An 18,201-nucleotide genomic window follows, 5' to 3' on the forward strand; every position below is an offset into this window, starting at 1 on the left:
AGATCTATATCTATTTTTTGAATCAAGAAAAGAGAGGAAACTAAAAACGTTATTTCCCGGTAAACTCCGAACGCTGGTAATGACGGAAAGTGAAATGACGTTGGGAAATATAACTGACCAGTGTAGCAATAATGGTCACGAGGAATTTAGAGGGCGTAGGATAGAAATCAAGGTAATCGACAAAGAATTTCAATCCCCAGTAGTTAATCACTAAACTAAAAAGAACCACCAATAGATAACGGGAGAACTTCGTCCGCTTTTTCATAGGCGACCCCTTGAAAACAACACTATTGTTCAGCCAGAATCCGGTCAGAAAGGTGATAGGAAAGACTGTCAGGAAAGCGGCGATATGCGGAGAGATAGTCACAATTCCCAGATCCAGGTTTTGCTTATCAAAGACAAAGTTATAAAGAAGAAAATAGAGCAGGATATCCAACACCATATTGCCTCCCCCACACACCGCGTATTTGAACGTATCATAAGGTATGAACTTGCGGAATATGGGGAAATAAAACCAACCAATGACCTTTTCAATAAGTACCTTCACCTTTACTTTTATCTTTCTTTTGGGGGCAAAGATAACAAGAATCTCGCAAAGATGGGTAACATAGCCCTGCTTTACTAAAAGGGCTTCACGTGGGGACTAAGTGCTTTTATCTCCCCTTGAGACAAGGCGCGTTTATATACCCGAATAGTATTTATCACACCATCAAAGCCTCCTATCGTTATATCTGAAAGGGATAAACCTGTTACCTCGACTGATTGATCGAGCAGTCCGTTGATATAGGTTCTCAAGACACCTTTTTCATAAGTTATGACAAGGTGGAATTTATCTAATTTCCCGGGGGTGTACCAATGCCCACCGGTTCCCCTGTTTTGTGTTTTCCAAATAGCCGAATTAGCTAATAGATTGGTACTTGAATAATTCTTCCCTCCTACTTCAATACAGGGCTTAGGATCGCCTTCCGTAGGAAGTCCATACGAGAAGCCCTCCATGGCTATGATATTTCCATAATAGGCATTGTGGTCAATGGAGAGAGTCATGGCTATGGTGAAGCTGTCGGATTTGCGCGTGCGGATCTTTTCCTTTCGTTCGGCGGAAACCCTGCCAATACGTTTTTGCAACAATAGATCCTTCTCCAGGTCTATGCGTCCGGCGGGGATATCCATATTAGTATGGATCGCCGTCGGGTAACCATTCGGGCGCGAAGAACTGACAATCCAGTCATAGTAGTCACCATGCATCCAAGCCATCTGCGGTTGATCGCCGATATTATAAATCACAAAAGGACGCGCATTGTTCTTCGGCGAATCGAATGTTAATTGTTCGGAAGAGGGCAGACTGCCATCCGCACCTACGGCATATCGCTTCAATTCATATACCTTTCCATATTTGCCATTCACCGGTACCGAAGCATAGATCACATCCGGATTGGCTTTGTCGATCGCCATACCGGCGCTGTAGCATTTCTCAATCGTGGGCGTCTGATGGAAGTGTCCTCCGGCATTTGTCAGGAAGGTTTTCTTCCATGCGTTACCCGTCCATTTCACATGGTAATAATCGTGTGATGTTTTGTCTTCGTTGATTCGCACCATCGCAATAACAGGATGTTGCTCATCGATCATAGAGATCTCCCAGAGCCAGTTGCGGTAAGGAGCATCTTCCACAACTGCATCCGGATGATCGCTCTTATAATCGGCTGTTGCCTCTACATTGTGAAGCGTTTCGCTGCCAATGGTTGCCAAGTGATTCCCTTTTATGTCCTTTAACGCCTGCGTATTTATATCGACATAATTGAAATAGAGATAGTTCACCGATTGATTATCCGGATGAGTAGTCGTATAGGCCAGGTATATCCGGTCTTTTCCGTTCGACATATACTTGGCATAAGGCCTCACACCTCTCCCGCCCTTTTGCGATTGCACGATCTGATGCGGTCCCCAATCAAAGCGTACTTCATCGTTTTTATCAGGCATGGTCAAGCGCGCGATGGTCGGATGCCAGCCTATCCCCCGCCAGCAAAGATAGATATGATCAGGATCATCCGATAAGATAAAAGGAGATGGATAAGTGGTATTATGATTCGTTTCCAGCCTTACCTCTTTCCCTAACGTCGTAATGTCGCCCGCCTTTTGTGAGATACGGTAATAGAAACAGGGCTCATCAGTATGCCGCGAATAAAAGATCATGATCCGTTCATCCGGCAAAACCAGGAAGGTGGGGTTGTTATGATCGTCGGGTTGAAAATAGGAACGGATCAATACCTCATTTGTCGTCCCTCTCAAATGGTCGATCTGCGTAGCTTTGATATTACCATGTACATCGATATAGCCGATATAGGTATTGTTGATGGTGCCTTTCTCGTTGGCATAATGGATCGCTCGCGGATCGGCAAACCAACACCAGGCGCCCTCTTCTGTTAATACGTTTTGTTTATTCTCACACCAAGAGGTGGTCGCGGTGATCATACACACAAACAGGAGTAATAGTTTTTTGTACATAAAGCAAAGGAATAAATAGTTTATTATATTTTATAGAAACAGTAAAGAGACTTGTTTACCGGCCGGCATACCGTGCCATTTCACAAGCAGCCAACAGGAAAGCACCCACGCCAAAATCAGCTTGTGAGTTGGCATCGACCACCTGTCCGGGAATGGCTTTTTCGCCAATCGGCTGCACATATCCCAGTTTGCCATCCTCCTGAAGCGCGACGGTCACCAGGTAGTTCCAGGCTTTATCGATTACCGGTTTATACTCCGCTTCGTCCAATAAACCATTATTCACTCCCCAAACGATTCCATAGGTAAAGAAAGCCGTACCGCTGGTCTCCGGTCCGGGGGCGAACTCAGGATCAAGCATGCTGCGCGTCCAATAGCCTTCCGGCTGCTGGCTGGCTGCCACGGCTTGAGCTATGGTCTGAAAGCGTTCGATGTAAAAGTCGCGATGCGCATTTGTTTTAGGCAGATCTTCCAATACACGGGCAAAAGCCGCCAGTACCCAACCATCGCCACGTGCCCAGAAGTCTTTCTTTCCGCTGGGGGTAGTATGTTTGGGATATACATATTTGGCATCCCGATAGTAAAGACCAACTTCGGCATCGTACATAATGCTATCCGAGAACTGCAGATATTCATACATCTTATCCAGATACAACTCGTTCTGGGTGATCTTATGCATACGAGTCATCACCGGCATTACCATATAGAGGCCATCCGCCCACCACCAATAATCATTGTTTGGTGTACTCATCTGATATTCCATCACCTCACGGGCACGAGCGATCTTATGTTCAGCCGGTTCTATCTGATAGAGATCGGCATAGACCTGGAAACAGGTCTGCCAGTCACCAAAAAGCACATATTGATCGCGCTCTCCATACGAATAGCGCCACTCCTCTTTGTTGTCCGATTTAGCTCCCTTCCATTCGTTATGTATTGCCCAAGCCTCGGAGAAGGCCAGGTATTCAGGCTTTTGGGTCAATTTGTAGGCCTCCATATTTCCCGTATGGTATGCTGCTCGGTGCCAGAAGGCATTGCCGTGCTGAGGATTATTGGTTTGCCAATAGTTGTTTACTTTGTGAATGATCTCAATAATCGCTTCCGGTGAGTAAGCCGGAGTGTCTTGTTTTGTTGTACATCCAATAAAAAGGAAAAAACAAAAAGATAAAACAAAAATCTTTTTCATGTTACGCTTAATAATAGATAAAGTGAGTAAATATGTTGATTGTACAAAAATAAACAAATCCCCTGAAGCATTATCTACTTCAGGGGATTCTTTTCTTAGATGCTATTTTTGAATAGTATCAACTGCTTTATTTACTTCGCCTCTTCTTTGACAGGTACGGCTTCCATGCCTATCTTCTTAAAGGCGGCTACGATTTCCTTTTCGGATGTTTTGTCCGAACGGTAGGTCACTTCTGCCGTATGGGTAGGCAGATCGCATTTGAGGTCAGTCACGCCCTTTTCAAAGGCGATGTTTTTTTCCACTTTCTTTACACAGTTAGCACAGTCCATGCCTTCTACCTGGAATTTCACTGTTTCTTTGTTACTCTTTTTCTTCGTGTCTTGTGCATGGGCCATAGAGAAGGTGAAAAGTGCACAAAGCATCATTAATAGAACTCTTTTCATGATAATAATTTTTATTGGTGTGAAATAATATGTTTTATAAATCTCTGTCTATATTGAAACGCAAGCCGACATAAATCGTCCGCCCATGTACCGGGCCCCAAACCATAGAGCCATCAAACAAACCGCCTCTCGGCTCGTTAGCCTGTATGATCGGGTTCTTTTGGGTGTAATCGAATATATTCTCTGCTCCGGCATAGACCGACCAGCGGCGGAAATACTTCGTGATCTGCGCATTCCATACCTGATAAGAGCCATAATGCGTATCCCATAACGGATTCGCCTTGTCGGGCTCCGGCATGCGACCGCCTCCGTTGAACTGTCCGGTCAGGTCGAACTGCCATTTCTTCAAAGGAGTCTGATAGGAGGCTGTCACCAGCCCTTTATAATCGCTCATAAGCGGTTTACGCATGCGGGTGGTCTGACCTTCCGCATTGCGGTAGTCGGTTTTCGCATCCGTATAGCGGTAGGCAGCCGTCAAGGTGAAGCCACGGAAGAAGGGATAAGTCGCCTCAATCTGGTAGCTATTGGAATAAGACTTCCCATCCAGGTTATAGAAACGAACGGCATGCGGATCACTATCCATATCGACCACCACCTGTTTGAGGAAATTCGTATAGTACCATTCCGCATTCAATGTCAGCTCTTTGCCGAATAAAGGGATATAAAACGACGCATTCAGTCCGGTGTTCCACGCCTCTTCCTGATCCAGGTTATCAGCGATATCCATCCGTCGGCTGCTGGCCAAGAGGTAGTTATTCTCCGCCAATACATTCGCCGTGCGGAAACCCTTCCCAGCAGAAGCGCGTAGGTTCAACCATTCGGTCGGATTATATTTCAGGTGAATACGTGGTGTTACAAAGAAATCATACAACGAGCTGTAGTCGGCACGCACCCCTGCCAGCATGATAAACTTATCATTCAGGTTGTAGGTGTACTGCACATAGGCACCGGGCACCACCTCCGAACGATTGTATTCTTCCGCTTTACCTGCCTGTGTCAGATTCTCCGTGAAGCCATCGTAATTGAGGCTTAATCCGGTACTCAGGCTATGAGCCGGCGAGAATTCCTTTTCATACAAGAGGCTGGCATACACATTATTCTGATAAATATTGTAGGGCGTACGGTCGTACATCGACTTCTGCTCATGGTAGGATCCGGACAGGATCAACGCCATGCTCTCTACCTTCTCCTTATCAATAATATAGGCCTGTTTGGTAAAGCCCTCTACCCGATTGGTATTGAGTTTGATCTGATAGGGATCAACAATGCCTTTGTTGGTCACCTGTCCCCCCGTACGGTTCTCATGCAAATAGCGCGCTCCGTATTGAGCCACGTAGTTATCAGTTTTATGATACCAGCGGTTCATCACATTGACCTGTTCTTTCAACGGCATATCCAAGAAGCCGTCGTCGTTACCATCGTGCTGCTTACTGTCGTTTGAATAATGCACCAACAGTCCGGTCGACACATTCTCATTGATATGCCAGGAGGCATCCGCATTGCCCTCATAGCGCCCGGCGTCACTGGCAAACAGGTTTGCCGACACGATATCCGCCGTAGGAGGCTTTTTGAACTCCACATTGATCTGACCCGCCAGGGCTTCATAGCCATTCTTCACCGAAGAGGTTCCTTTCGATACCTGTATGCTCTCCATCCAGGCTCCGGGCACATAATCCAAGCCATACAGCGAAGAGGCTCCCCGGAAGTTCGGATAGTTCTCCGTTAGCATCTGCACATAGGTGCCTGATAGCCCTAATAGCTTGATCTGTCGCGCACCGGTAGAGGCATCGGCATAAGAGACATCCACCGAAGGATTGGTTTCGAAACTCTCCGCCAGGTTACAACAGGCGGCACGGCATAACTCGTCATAAGTGATTTTCTGCGTCTGCACCACACTGGTACGGGAGGCTATCGTCCCCATACGACGTTCGTTTACGACCACCTCCTGCAGTTCCACTTCGCCTTTCAAGCTGATGCGTAACGTTTCATTCGGGTTCGTAACAGTCAATATCTCTGTTACATACCCAATATAGCTAACTACCAGGCGCTGATTGTTGCCCTTGGGCGCCAATTCAAAATAGCCGTCTATATTCGAGGTGGTTCCCGTCTGGGTCCCTTCCCAATAGATATTGGCCCCAATCACAGGCTGATTACTATCATCATACACATAGCCTTTGACAACATTCCCTTCAGCAAGGGCTGTTGCTATAAAAGCTATATTCACAAACACACTTATTATAAATTGTCTGAACATATTTCTTTTGATTTAATTTTGTTTTCGGGAATACTCATAAAGCCTTCCTGGAAAGCCCCATAAGCCGCCATAAGCTCAACCGATACCCAAAGGCAAAAAGCCCTTATAGGCGTATAGGTAAAGCCCATCGCTTCCTAAGGCACACAAATGCCTCTACCCCGCTAAATCAAAAGAGTAGTCAGCAAAGAAAGATATGTCTCCGGGGGGAGTGGCGGACCATTCGGCAGAGCCGCCTCTGTTTTGCTGGCTATAGGAAAGAAGGTGGTAGATAAAAGAGATCCGTCTATGACAAACAGATCGATCACAATCGGATCAGGGTTTTGCTTAGCCACCTGTTCGAAATCCCAGTCGAAATAGACTCTTTCCAAATTACAACACATCTCATTGGAATGAGTAAAGGCGTTTGTACCCGCCTCAAAAACCGGTACTTCATCGTGGCTATGCCCATGTATTTCGCAACATTTCTCAGAAGTCAACACTTCTACGCCGGCATCCCGGCAATCATTGCAGCAAAAAGAGATAATATTGACACCGGCTCCTCCGTAAAAGACCAGAACAGCCATCAAAAAGGTGAATGTATATGTCAATATCTTCTTCATTGTCAACAAAGATAGGCGCTTTTGCCATAAAACAAGCTTTTTTTACCAATATTAACTATACGGGAGAAGGGCATAATAATGTAGTGATTAGGGTTGATATTAAAAAAGAGAGAAATTAAAAGGCATAGGATTCCCAAGAGCGCTGCATGCGCGATTCAACTTAGCCCATGGGTGACCGTAGGAAACCCTGGGTATCCGTATGCGACAACAAAGGAGTTCTGAAGGAACGACTGTATATACACAAATACTCAATAGTCACTCCTTCAGAGTTCCATATAGTGTAACCTAAATGACCCAGGGTTCCCTACGGTCACCCATGGGCTGGATTGAATCGCGCTGCCAGCGCTCCTTGGGAATCAACTATCCCAAAATTGGAAGGGATGGGAAGGAGAAAGGAGAAGGGAGAAGGGAGAAAGGGAGGGAGAAGATGTGAAGATTGCGGGGAAGCACGCCGCAGGCGTGAGATTATGCATAACCGTATGCAAGCGTAGCGCAGCTTACGGTAGTGAATCCTCTATATAAAAAGCCCCGCATGGGGCGGGATTATGGCAGATCTCGCACCTGCGGCGCTTGATTGACAGGTTGTCACTATACCGTAAGCTGCGCTACGCTTGCATACGGTTATGCATAATCTCGCGCTGGCAGCGCGATCCTCACCTTCCCATCTTCCAAAATTTGAAAATATCTCCTTTCCCCTTTCTCCCTTCTCCTTCCTCCTTTCTCCTTTCTCCCCTTCTCCTTCCTCCTTCAAGCCTTACAACACCACCTTTTGATAAGGCGTTGCTGTCATTTTCTTCTCTTTCCCATTAGGCAAGGTGAGTGTTACCGCACCATCGCATACAAAGTAGTATTTCCCCTCTTTGTATTCAAGCGTAGCGTTTGTCTTCTCGTTTGCTTTGATTTTGAATCCTTTTGCTTCCAGGAGCGTTCCGTTGCCTAAGAACAATACAAAATCATTCTTGTTCTCACCCACCAGGGCGTACGTTGCCTTCACCGACATCTGCCGGTAGCTTATCGCTTCCTCCTGGGTGGATGAGAAGATATAGTCTTTTCTTCCCGAATGATTTTCAATGATAAGACCTACAAAATCCGCAGAGGCGTTAGCGATCTCAAACGATGCTATCGAGCTGATCGAACGTCCCTCTTGCTCTGTGTAGGGCTCGAATACGCTGACAAAAGGCCTCTCCCAGGCTTCGCCATGTTGGCGGGCGGCAATCGTCAGGAAGGGCTCTTTATCGACCTGGTATGGGAAGTCCTGGCTGCCACGATAGGCTTTACAGGAAGGGGCTTTGATAGAGAATACCTCCCGTCCGGGATAGCCCTTCATCCATAGGTTCATATATACATGATCCCCCTCTGGCATACTCATTTTCCAAATAGCCTGGTAGTCGTTCGTTGTTTTGGCCGAACGCTTATCCCACATATAATCGAGGGCAAAGAGATGTCCTCCGGCAAAGGCCATCTCATCACTCGGTTGCAGATCCAACGCCTTCCCTTGGGTGTCCTGTATTAACAGCTCCTGCCCCAGGTTATGGTAATAATAATCATGGAACTTCTCCCCTCCCCGTTGCTTTTTGGAGCGGAAGATATCGACATAATAACCGGTTGTCTCTCCCGTCCGTACAATGCTTAACAGGCGATTCTGATCGCTCCGGCTTTCCGGTTCCAGGAAATAGGCCTCCGAGAAGGTGATATCCGGGTAGTACCCGGCTTGCTGGCCCGAGGCGGGATAATGACTTAACAGATCGAACGGGTGGTTGCTAAGCATCTCCGGATATTTGGAAATGCCGTCGACCATAACCGTATTATGTGCCGGAAACTGGGAGTAATATTCCAGATAAGGCTTTTCAAAGTAGGAAGAACCGATGCCCGATTCTGCCCCCAAGACATACCCTTTCCCATACAGCTCCATCGCCAAGCCATTCGAATGGGCATGATTACCATACGAGGCATATTGGGATATCATCAATCCGTGTTGTTTATCCTCCTGTTTATTGCGCTGTACAAACCAGCTCACATTGGGTGCATAAAAGGTCTGGGTGATATAATCATTGAGTTCGCCCTTGCCGATCTTTTCATCCAATACTAACGGTTTGGCGGTAAAGAAAGAGGAGATCTGAGGAGGCAGGTGGCGATTGCCTTCCTGCGGTGTGCCGGCATGGGGTTCAAAGAGTTTATACATTTCAGTGAATGTCACCTCATTTGCCCGGTTGTTGTATTTCTGTGCCATCCGAACCATATCACCTATCACATCGGTACCCAATCGGCTATAGTAGGTATCACCGAAGGCTGTTACATACCCATTCGGAAAGAGGTATTGCGGCAATACGCGAATAGCCTTTTCCATAACGGGACTATAATCCAACAGGTTCTGATGGAAGGTATTGTCGTAGTCGCGTATAAAACTCACCAACTCACGGGCTACCCCCTGTGCATAACCGGGGCATTCGTTCCATACGCCGTTCGCACTATCATACCCATACGCCATAAACCGCGTAAGCGACCACTGGCGCGCGGATGATTTATTCAGAATATAATCGATATAGTATTCGCGTCCCTTGCCGTCGGCATACTGCTTATTATCTTCCAGTACCATAGCAACCTTCAAGACATGCTTTCCGCCATGCAGATTCCAATTGTTATGAGGCACCCCATTCTTCAGCGTCACATCGATCCAGTTCTTAAATGCAGTGGCATAAATATCGATCTTCTCCGCCTTTTTCTCCCGGATATAGGGATAAAGGAAGTCGTAGGTATAGGCCAATTCGTCGAGAATACGTTCCTGAATCACTTCGAAGGTTGACATGCCCACCAGTGTTTGCGCGTGTCCGTTTCCCACGTCGATCGGCTCGGTGCGATAATACATACCCGTCAGGTAGGTATCGAATATACCAAAAGCAAATGCCGCATATTTCTCATCGCCTGTCAACCAATAGATAAAGGCGGCATCTTTTGCCAATCGCATAATCTCCTCATTCACACTTTCGATACTGGATCCCGACACGTTCGCCTGGTCTACCCATTCCAATGGATTGCCCTCTTTGGCCGCATTATGGAAAAACACTCCTTTCGTATCATCCATATAGGGGATGATATCTTCCAATTTGGGGCGTTTGTATGAGCTACTCACCCCGCGGGTACTGCCAAAACGGACCGTAGGCACCGGCGCCTCTCCATCGGCATGCGAGTAAACACCTCCGTTGATATAGACCTGCGTGGCGTGACTCTTCCAGTACATCATCAGGCGGGAAGAGACCCAGTCGGCCTCCGTTTGTGTCTTTTCCACATAAGGATCGATGCGCTTCCGGATACCAGTCAACACCTCTTTCGCCCATGTTTCCTCCTGTATCTGCTTTTGGAGGCGTGGCTTTTCCGCATCTGTCGTCATCAGGCGTGGATGCCCCTGCGGCAGATTTTGCGGCAGGGGAATCGTTTGCGCCGAGAGTGTGAGACTACTTATAAGAGCCCATAGCCATAGATAACTTCTTCGTAGGGCATTCGATCCCCTACCAGACTTCTTCTCATTCATATTATTTGTTGTTTGAATTATTCTTTCATACTATAATACGAATATAAGAAGTCATTTACCTAAACGTATACGGCATCTATTGCATTCAGTAGGGAGAAATAACTGCTTGCGCGTTCTTTACCGGAAAGGACAACAGCCGCCGCCACCCCTCCTATCAGTTCGAAGGTGGAAAATCCGGTAAGGATCGGACAAAGTTCCGGCATGGTTTCTCTGTTTATGTAAAACACATCGGTTGTAAGTTGCCAGAAGGGCGGTTCTGGCTTTATCACAGTCTCAAAGGTGTTCATCATAGTGACAAACTCATCCTTTCCCTCATAGACGCCAATAATGAATAGATGCAGCCTGTCTCCAAATTTGAAATCCTTGGATAATACGACCATCCCTTCCGGATAGTACTCCTCGTCCAGCCATATATTCGCCTCCGCATTCAGGGTACCCCGTGAGCAGACGATATGCCCCATAAACATAGGATCTTCCAATGCTTTATAGAGATAATAAAGAGGTGGATGTTGATTTTTTGCGATTCGCTGCGTGCGCAGGTAATTGCGCAAATCACTGTTCGAATGCAGAAAAGCGTTATGATGCGAACCGCTGTCTTTGGGATCAAAGCCGATATCCACAAGGGGCTTTAGTTTTTTTGCGATAACCGAGAGGGTGGCGAATTCATTTCTACAGGCCACTTGTTTGGGTGTGTGACTCTTGTTCTGTGTAATTTTTTGAGAGACGATAATCTGATCTCCTACCCGGCGAAAAGTAAGTCCTCCTGCAGACTTCCTTATAATGCCAAAATCGTTTCCTTGAATAATTGCCATGTCGTTTTGGTGTTAAAAGTTTGGTTATTAATTTTTTTCATATCACTTATAGATCGCTTCCATATCGCTTATAGATTGCGTCCATATTGCTTCCAAGGTTACTTCAAAGTAAATGCTTTTTTTTATATAAAACAAACGTTAAAAATATGTAGACACCATGTAGGCACCATGTAGGCACTATATAGGCAGTCCCTAGGCACTATTAATCTGTCAGCCGAGATCGAACAATCTATATCATTTTGATAGTTGTGCTATAAGCTATCACTAACAAAAAGGAAGCAATTCTGACAAATTGCTTCCTTTTCAAAAAAGAGAAATTTAAAAAATAACACAATAAATTTATTATTTTTTAACATATAGACCGGTTAAATGGCCTACTAATTCCCCTTATAACACCTGTTTTTTCTTATACGATTTATACTTTTTCAGGTCTTTTTGGGTGGCGGGTGAAAGGTGCAGGGCGCAGCCTCCCCGTTCTTGTAGTTGGAACTGGAGTTGCGTTTCGCTATTGACAATCAGTGTTGTAACCTTTACTTTCGTGGATGTATTCACCTTTTCGTCATCGGTATAGATGCGTGCTACGTAGGACTTGCCGGGCTCCAGGAAATGCAAAGGGGTAGCGAGGCGTTGTATTTCATTATTTCCAATCGTTCCGATAAACCATTCTTCTCCCTTTCGGCGGGCGATGGTGACATACTCACCGATCTTATCATGAATCACCTTCGTATCATCGAAGCTGACCGGCACGTTGTCGAAGAACTCCAGTTCCGGCACTTCTTCTATGCGGGCGGGTGTATCATACCAATAAAGTGTCTGTAACGGGCTGTAATAAATCACCGGGAACGCCAACTGGTGAGCATGCGTATTCTTGATGCGCGGATCAAAATAGCAGACCGTATAATCGGCTGCACCGGCTATCATGCGTGTAAAAGGAAGAATCGTATTATGGGTCGCGTCGGGAAATTCTTCATTCCCTCGAATACCCTCCTGGGTCAATAGGTTCGGATAGGTACGGCTAAAACCGTTCGGACGGTACTCGTCATGGATATTGACCATCAGGTTATTGTCGGCCGCCTTACGCACCAGGTCATGTACCCAGGTCGACCAGCCTTGTGTCTGGTATTGCACAAAGCCAAACTTCACCCCGGCCAATCCCCATTCTTTATAGATCGGGAATATCTTGTCTGCCTGATATTGGAGCGCATGCTGATTCACATAGACCCACACGCCTACCCCTTTTGATTTGCCATAAGCCACCACTTCGGGCATATCCAATTCCGGCACCATCACCTGACCGGCATCGGTATCAAACTCCGTCGAGGGGCCATACCACTTCCAGTCGAACAGGATGTATTGCATATTATGCTTCGCGCAGAAGTCGATACAGGCCTTCGCATTCTTGGTTGTCAGCGTAGTCTCCCGCATAATCTTTCCGGGACGGATCCACTGGCTGTCTGCGATCTTATTCGCCTCATTCAGGTTCAGGATAATATCATTGTTCTCCAACAGCCCGCCTAAACGATCGGACGCCATAATAACCCGCCAGGGGGTACCAAAAGGGGTGACCATATCCGACACGGAATAAAGCGCTACCTGCACGGTATTCTCCTTCTTCGCAGAGAGTTTAAACATAGCGCGTGCAAAGTCGACTTGTCGGGCTTCCGTTACGCAGGCATAGAGATCATCTGCCAGCTTCAAGGTCAACGGCCGCTCGCTCATATCTTCCCAATCTTTCAGGGGCTTCTCGTAGTAGGGTGCTTGTGCCCATTGTGTCCACCAGGCGGTGGTTCCTTCCGGGAAAGCAAACTCGGTGTTCTCTTCTGTCACCTTATGATAGATGGCCTCCGGATGCGTTGGGAAATAATAACGGAAAGCAATGCCTTCATTATAGGCGCGTATCTCTATATTCATTTTGTATTGCGAGGCATCGTTGCGGGCAAGAAAGAGGGTCATTCCGTTATAATGATCCTTCACCACGGAACGCTCTCCGTAAAGCGGAGACCAGCTCTCGTTCACCGCATACTGCTCGCTCTTTTCAAACAGTAGAATATCTTCCCACTCCTTAGGCTGATCCCAGAACTTCGCCAGGGCGCGTTCCCATATATGGTTATCGAGCTGAATATTCAATTTAGACTCCAAGACAACCGGTTTTCCGTCGTATTGCACCCGGTAGTAGAGATCCAGTGTGCCGTCAGCCTGTTGCTTCTGGTAGAAATGAAACTGATGTTTGCCATCAGGAGAGGCAAGACTTCTCCGGGTATGTTCTAAGATCGTTTGCGCCGAAACGCTTACACCAATAAGTATGCTTGTCAGCAATAAACAGATTTTTCTATGCATGATATTTAATTATTAAAGGTTTCTATTCGTTCTCCACCTATGTAGATCTCATCGACTGTGAGGTTAGTTATGCCGGAGAATATCGCCGTTGGTTCAGCTATAGGCTTAGGGAAATGGATGTTTTGCATCACCAAATTTCGTATCATCGGCTGGTCATCCGCCATCGTCTGCACCAGTACCCAGGTATCGCCGGGTGCCCAAAACGAAGAGTTCCGGATCTCAATCCTTTCGTACAAAGGCCAGTTGGCAGATGCGTTGTAGTTCGTAAAGCGGATATCTCCGTTCGCTTTATTGCCCACAATGGCATGGTAATTATCAAAATAGAAGCCATCTAATACCCTATGGCTGCCATCGCTATCGGAAGCGGTTGCCCAGGTGTTGATTCCTGCCCGTATGCAGTGCGCCGTACGGGTCCATCCCATGGCATTACTTACCCGGATATATTCGGTATCGGCATTACTCCAGTGCATGCGCTCTTTGTTGTAGATGCCCGCCGCAGCGAAGGTGTTGCGTATCTCTGCCGGATTACGATCGGTATGGGTGAGGTTGATTGATTGGTTTTCGGAATAGGTGCGTCTGGGAAATTCGTCCGACGGATTGTAATGCCCTGTGGCAAACACATCATCATTGCCCAAGGTGATAGATCCATTGACGCTTATATTTTTGCCACTCGAGAGGTTGAGTCCGTCTACCCAGGCATGGTGGTAAGGCGAAAGACCTTTGATATTGTTCAGGTTAACATCTACCACATCATGGGTTTCCCAATTCCATTGCTGAGCATCGCGCGAATAGGTATCCTGGCAGGTGATGTTGTTTGACTTCCGAATAACAACGCCCCCTTGATGAGGCGTATTCCGGGCATCTTTCCGGTCGGTCGAATAGGTGAGGCATCCCTGTCCATCGTGCATGCCACGACCCGAAAGCGTAACAAAGCTGGAGTGATAGATAAAGATCGCCGGCTCAATGGCCTCCCGACACTCTTTCTGACGATTTATCATCAAAGCATTCTCGTCGGTATAGACAAAGAGCGGCTTCCCGCCTTTCGTGACGTCCCCATTCCAATGTTCAATCCGCAGCCCTGACCAGAGATAAACACCGGCGGGGATATAGAGGGTGTTAAGCTCCGGCGTGTTTTTGATCTTTTCTAAAGCCGCTTGCAGCGCGTCGGATAGGTCGTTTGGGTCTCTTTTTCGCAGGTTGGGGAAAGCAACTATCTTGTCAGTATAAGCAACAAACCGGCCGACATCGTGGTTCCAGGTGAAGAGGCGTCCGTCGTTCAGGCTGGTATCCGTGACGCTTCCTGCCGCACGACAGATCTCCCCAACGGTGTCCGTGATAGGATTCTTTCGCAGATAATCCTCCGAGAAGGCTTTGAAGTCAAGCACATGGGAGGCGGTAAGCGATGGCTTCTTCTCCGGCTCTTCCAACGGGTCGTTGATAAGAAGAAGCTGCGGATCCTCGGCAGAGGCCTCTTGGGGATCGTTGCCGTTGATGATCACAATGGCATAGGGCAACTTCTCTACCAGCTCGAAGGTGAGCGTTCGCCTGTCAGCACTGATTGTTAGGGCCTCCTGTGGATAGAAAGCCACGGGGTGGATAGTCACACTATTCATCTCCTTGCCGCCCATCACCTGGATTTCTATCTTCGGTATCAGGCTGTTTGAGGCAAAACGAGCTACATCCATACTATGTCCCGGCTTGCCGGCAATCATATTATCATATCGGATAGCGGGCACATGGACACCGGCTACTTTCACCTCAAAACGCGTCGATAGGGCGTCATCTTTCACATGATCCGGATAGGCTACCCCCGCAGGCCCCGTCGTAGGGATGGTAAACGGAGCATATGGATGCACAAGGATGTTTTTATCTCTACCTCCCTGGCAAGCACAAAACAGGACAGCTAGCACAATACTGCTAAATAAAAGTTTTCTATTCATACGATTTCTAATTACTTCTCCTTCTTATACGAATAAGCTGTTTGAGACACTCAAATGTAAATACAAGTTTTAGATCTCATGGAAGAGTATCCCTATCGGGGCGTTCTTGTTTGAAAAAAACCCGGAAGGGACAGGTGTAATCTGTTAAATAATTGCATGTTTTACACGGTATAATGTTATTATATGTTAATATCTTTGCCTGTTTTACCAATCCACCAACTTATAATTTATAAGTTGCTCTTTTAGCTCAAATTATCATTTGAAACTATTACTACCTGTTTTGCTTACATATTACGCTTTTTACCCTGCTTTTATTTACATATAGTGTTTTTACGGGTAATACCCGGCAGGTGGGCAGTCGCTTGCATATATAAAAAATTATTCATATGTTTGACAATAATTAAGATTTAGACAAACAAATCTAATTAACGAGAGTTATTTTTATTTATTAACTAACTAAAACCTACAATCTATGGCACAAATCGAAAGTTCCGCCATTGGAACAGGACGTAAGTCATTAGGTAACATTACCTATCGTCACCTAAATGGAGACACCATTGCATCACAGCGTGTAACTCGTAACAACAGTAGAACACCTAAGCAAATTGCTCAACGGGACAGTTTTGCAACTACTGTAAACCTCTTTAAAGCTTTGAAACCGCTTGTAGTCGTTGGATTTGAGAAAACCAAACCCCACTCCCCCTACAACCTGTTTATGAAGTCAAACAAAAGCTACATGAACTATATCAAGACCAAAACTGATTTTGATATGGAACAACCAGCTCTTTTGAACCTCTATGAAGCACTATCTGATGAAGGATTTACAGGCAAAGTTGTCATTGCCAATGGCACGACTACACTCACCAGTGTATTTAACATTAGTAATGACAAGAAACTAACCGGCACTCTCTATTTCGGTCGTGATTTTCAATCTGGAGACACTATTACCGTAGGTATTTGTCATACCTATCAATTGGCAAATACCCAATTTGAAGCGATCAAACTCTGTTCCAAGACCCTCACGGAACAAGAGGTAGCAGCCCTTTCGGTTAAAAGTCAGTTCGTGATCAACGACACTACTTTTCCGAACATTGATCCCTTCGGTTTTCTTCCGACAGGATACACCAATGTGCATACCGTATTGACTGCCATTGTGGTGAATGAAACCGATCGTTCTCATTCCTTTATGCAATTAGCAGATGGTGATGATGGATTCTAAAAAAATCCCATCGAACCCAAGGAAAAGGAACAGATAAACAGAAAAGAAGAAAGCATTTCTACATATATATGCCATTAATCAAAGGCTATCGACCATTCGTCAAACAAATTTGTCCGGCTATTTTTAATGCCACATATTTGCTTTCGAAAACAGGATACAATATGATGAGAGAATATATATGTGTGTGATTGATAATCAATGCCTATTCTATGAGTTTATTTAGGTTATCCTTAAAGAAGATGCAGTAGTAGTAGTCCCTATGGAGAGTATGTTTGACAGTTTGACAACGTGTAGATGAAAAAAGACAAACATACTCTCCTCTTCTTTTTATTGATTCTGTCAATAAATATTTACATTTGCAAAACATGAATAAAGAAGGAAGAAAACGAAGTGTGATCATTATAACTTATTGGCTAGGAATCAGTCTGTTGGTTTGGTTCTCGCGCGATAAAGAGATGCCCTTTTTGGAGCGTTTATTTAGTTTTTTAGCATTTGCTACGATCTACATCGTGATCTCTTTTTGTTTTAGCAAGACCCTTTTTCGGAAAACCCTTCAGAATAGGAAAACGTTGCCTCTTGTGGTTAAGTTCTTCCTGATGAGTAGCTGCATGGCAGTTGGCTTGCATTTTATGGATAAGTTTTTCTGTTTTCTGGAGCAGACAGGTATCTTTCAATCGACCTATTACCTTGATGAGACACTTCCTTTTATGGGAGGTATACGGGATGTCTTCCCTTCTGTGGTGGGTTCCAACCTTATCTTTTGCGTTATTTTGTTGTATTATGAGTATTCACTTCTGCAACAATCGAACCTGGAGGCACAATTAAAGGTATTGCATGCGCAGGTGAATCCCCATTCGATGTTCAATGTGCTTAATTACCTCTATGTATTGATACAGAAGGATACGGAACTGGCCTCCGCTTTGTTGTTGAAATATTCCGATACCCTGCGTTATCAGTTGTATAGCGCTAAAAGCGACTTAGCGAAACTGGGACAGGAGGTACAATACCTAAAGGACTTTATTGATGTAGAGAAATTCCGCTGGGAGGATAAACTGGATGTGCGTTGCACCTGGCAGATCGAGGATGGCAATATGGATATTCCGCCGCTGTTATTCATTCCTTTTATCGAGAATGCCTTCAAGCATGTATCACGATCCGAGTCAAATAAAGGCTATATCGACATTCGCTTCATGCAAAAAGGCTCTTTCATCATGTTGGAGGTGGAAAACTCCAAATCGAATAAGCCGACAAAAAAGAAAACAACCGGAATCGGATTGGAGAATATAAAAGCACGTCTTGATATTCATTACGGACGAAGATACAACTTAGCAATCAAAGAAACAGACGATGTATATCTGTCTGTCCTTAAAATCTTTACATGAT

At 45.7% G+C, this 18,201-nt stretch carries 12 protein-coding genes; 2 read left to right on the forward strand and 10 right to left on the reverse strand.

The genetic code is table 11. The features are described from left to right. Positions 1–49: 49 nt before the first annotated feature. The 10 genes from M2134_RS07355 to M2134_RS07400 all read right to left on the reverse strand — a co-directional run bounded on the left by M2134_RS07355 (position 50) and on the right by M2134_RS07400 (position 15,599). Complete coding sequence (locus M2134_RS07355) at positions 50–547, reverse strand: GtrA family protein (RefSeq protein ID WP_280752073.1); 498 nt, start codon at positions 545–547, stop codon at positions 50–52. Between the two features lie 74 nt (positions 548–621). Next, on the reverse strand, positions 622–2,502 hold the full coding sequence (locus tag M2134_RS07360; protein WP_280752074.1) for a BNR-4 repeat-containing protein: 1,881 nt from the start codon (positions 2,500–2,502) through the stop codon (positions 622–624). Between the two features lie 55 nt (positions 2,503–2,557). Next, positions 2,558–3,685: a glycoside hydrolase family 88 protein gene (locus M2134_RS07365; protein WP_280752075.1), complete on the reverse strand. Its 1,128-nt coding sequence runs from the start codon at positions 3,683–3,685 to the stop codon at positions 2,558–2,560. A gap of 131 nt (positions 3,686–3,816) precedes the next feature. Then, positions 3,817–4,128 (reverse strand): heavy-metal-associated domain-containing protein, encoded by a 312-nt coding sequence (locus M2134_RS07370; RefSeq protein WP_280752076.1) that lies wholly within the window; start codon positions 4,126–4,128, stop codon positions 3,817–3,819. A 34-nt stretch (positions 4,129–4,162) separates the two neighbouring features. After that, positions 4,163–6,382, reverse strand: a complete 2,220-nt coding sequence (locus tag M2134_RS07375) for a TonB-dependent receptor (RefSeq protein WP_280752077.1) — start codon at positions 6,380–6,382, stop codon at positions 4,163–4,165. Positions 6,383–6,543: 161 nt separating this feature from the next. Further along, on the reverse strand, positions 6,544–6,981 hold the full coding sequence (locus M2134_RS07380; RefSeq protein ID WP_280752078.1) for a hypothetical protein: 438 nt from the start codon (positions 6,979–6,981) through the stop codon (positions 6,544–6,546). Positions 6,982–7,735: 754 nt separating this feature from the next. Continuing rightward, positions 7,736–10,510 (reverse strand): heparinase II/III family protein, encoded by a 2,775-nt coding sequence (locus tag M2134_RS07385; protein ID WP_280752079.1) that lies wholly within the window; start codon positions 10,508–10,510, stop codon positions 7,736–7,738. Positions 10,511–10,569: 59 nt separating this feature from the next. Next, entirely contained in the window at positions 10,570–11,322 is a 753-nt protein-coding gene (locus M2134_RS07390) for a hypothetical protein (protein WP_280758145.1), read from the reverse strand. A gap of 387 nt (positions 11,323–11,709) precedes the next feature. Next, the gene (locus M2134_RS07395; protein ID WP_280752082.1) at positions 11,710–13,659 is read right to left on the reverse strand and encodes a glycoside hydrolase family 97 protein; all 1,950 of its coding nucleotides are present in this window, start codon (positions 13,657–13,659) and stop codon (positions 11,710–11,712) included. A gap of 5 nt (positions 13,660–13,664) precedes the next feature. Beyond that, on the reverse strand, positions 13,665–15,599 hold the full coding sequence (locus tag M2134_RS07400) for a hypothetical protein (RefSeq protein ID WP_280752083.1): 1,935 nt from the start codon (positions 15,597–15,599) through the stop codon (positions 13,665–13,667). Between the two features lie 736 nt (positions 15,600–16,335). Between M2134_RS07400 and M2134_RS07405 the strand changes: the two genes are divergently transcribed. Both M2134_RS07405 and M2134_RS07410 read left to right on the forward strand, forming a co-directional pair. Further along, positions 16,336–16,818, forward strand: coding sequence for a hypothetical protein (locus M2134_RS07405; RefSeq protein WP_280752084.1), 483 nt, complete (start codon positions 16,336–16,338; stop codon positions 16,816–16,818). A 578-nt stretch (positions 16,819–17,396) separates the two neighbouring features. Further along, positions 17,397–18,200 (forward strand): histidine kinase, encoded by an 804-nt coding sequence (locus tag M2134_RS07410; RefSeq protein WP_280752085.1) that lies wholly within the window; start codon positions 17,397–17,399, stop codon positions 18,198–18,200. Position 18,201 lies beyond the last annotated feature (1 nt).

Source organism: Parabacteroides sp. PM6-13, assembly GCF_029892605.1.
In the GTDB taxonomy this organism is placed as follows: domain Bacteria; phylum Bacteroidota; class Bacteroidia; order Bacteroidales; family Tannerellaceae; genus QVMG01.

What these genes read in the sequence shown, in the direction of transcription:
- M2134_RS07360 (WP_280752074.1), bottom strand. Translation starts at nt 2,502, where the DNA reads ATGTACAAAAAACTATTACTCCTGTTTGTGTGTATGATCACCGCGACC.
- M2134_RS07375 (WP_280752077.1), bottom strand. Translation starts at nt 6,382, where the DNA reads ATGTTCAGACAATTTATAATAAGTGTGTTTGTGAATATAGCTTTTATA.
- M2134_RS07405 (WP_280752084.1), top strand. Translation starts at nt 16,336, where the DNA reads ATGAACTATATCAAGACCAAAACTGATTTTGATATGGAACAACCAGCT.
- M2134_RS07365 (WP_280752075.1), bottom strand. Translation starts at nt 3,685, where the DNA reads ATGAAAAAGATTTTTGTTTTATCTTTTTGTTTTTTCCTTTTTATTGGA.
- M2134_RS07400 (WP_280752083.1), bottom strand. Translation starts at nt 15,599, where the DNA reads ATGAATAGAAAACTTTTATTTAGCAGTATTGTGCTAGCTGTCCTGTTT.
- M2134_RS07370 (WP_280752076.1), bottom strand. Translation starts at nt 4,128, where the DNA reads ATGAAAAGAGTTCTATTAATGATGCTTTGTGCACTTTTCACCTTCTCT.
- M2134_RS07385 (WP_280752079.1), bottom strand. Translation starts at nt 10,510, where the DNA reads ATGAATGAGAAGAAGTCTGGTAGGGGATCGAATGCCCTACGAAGAAGT.
- M2134_RS07395 (WP_280752082.1), bottom strand. Translation starts at nt 13,659, where the DNA reads ATGCATAGAAAAATCTGTTTATTGCTGACAAGCATACTTATTGGTGTA.
- M2134_RS07390 (WP_280758145.1), bottom strand. Translation starts at nt 11,322, where the DNA reads ATGGCAATTATTCAAGGAAACGATTTTGGCATTATAAGGAAGTCTGCA.
- M2134_RS07380 (WP_280752078.1), bottom strand. Translation starts at nt 6,981, where the DNA reads ATGAAGAAGATATTGACATATACATTCACCTTTTTGATGGCTGTTCTG.